The sequence below is a fragment of the Aquimarina acroporae genome (genome assembly GCF_023195925.1).
GTDB lineage: Bacteria > Bacteroidota > Bacteroidia > Flavobacteriales > Flavobacteriaceae > Aquimarina > Aquimarina acroporae.
In genome coordinates this window covers 1-961 of sequence record NZ_JALPRE010000043.1, presented here as the reverse complement: position 1 = coordinate 961, position 961 = coordinate 1, and the positions used below count along the sequence as shown (strand labels likewise).

The 961-nt window shown below is 56.4% G+C and carries 1 protein-coding gene; it reads right to left on the bottom strand.

The window, feature by feature from the left end; genetic code table 11:
* Positions 1–961: hypothetical protein (locus M0D21_RS22920; protein ID WP_248334390.1), on the bottom strand; the 961-nt coding region annotated here is incomplete at both ends.

Below are 961 nucleotides of genomic sequence, written 5' to 3'. Positions count from 1 at the left end.
ATCTGTTCCGTTAGTTCCTGCTGCTCCGGTTGCACCTCTGGCACCGTCTGTTCCATTAGTTCCTGCTGCTCCGGTTGCACCTCTAGCGCCATCAGCACCAGTTGCACCTCTGGCACCGTCTGTTCCATTAGTTCCAGCAGCTCCGGTTGCACCTCTGGCACCGTCTGTTCCATTAGTTCCAGCAGCTCCGGTTGCACCTCTGGCACCGTCTGTTCCATTAGTTCCAGCAGCTCCGGTTGCACCTCTGGCACCATCTATTCCGATAGTTCCAGCTGCTCCGGTGGCACCTCTAGCACCATCTGTGCCATTAGATCCTGCTGCTCCGGTTGCACCTCTAGCGCCATCAGCACCAGTTGCACCTCTGGCACCATCTATTCCGTTAGTTCCAGCTGCTCCGGTTGCACCTCTAGCACCATCTGTTCCGTTAGTACCCGCTGCTCCGGTTGCACCTCTGGCACCGTCTGTTCCGTTAGTACCTGCTGCTCCGGTTGCACCTCTAGCACCATCTGTTCCGTTAGTTCCTGCTGCTCCGGTTGCACCTCTGGCACCGTCTGTTCCATTAGTTCCTGCTGCTCCGGTTGCACCTCTAGCGCCATCAGCACCAGTTGCACCTCTGGCACCATCTATTCCGTTAGTTCCAGCTGCTCCGGTTGCACCTCTAGCACCATCTGTTCCATTAGTTCCTGCTGCTCCGGTTGCACCTCTAGCACCATCTGTTCCATTAGTACCAGCTACTCCGGTAGCACCTCTAGCACCGTCTGTTCCGTTAGTTCCAGCTGCTCCGGTTGCACCTCTGGCACCATCTGTTCCGTTAGTACCTGCTGCACCGGTTGCACCTCTAGCACCATCTATTCCGTTAGTACCTGCTGCACCAGTTGCACCTCTGGCACCGTCTATTCCATTAGTTCCTGCTGCACCGGTTGCACCTCTAGCACCGTCTGTTCCGTTAGTACCTGCTGCT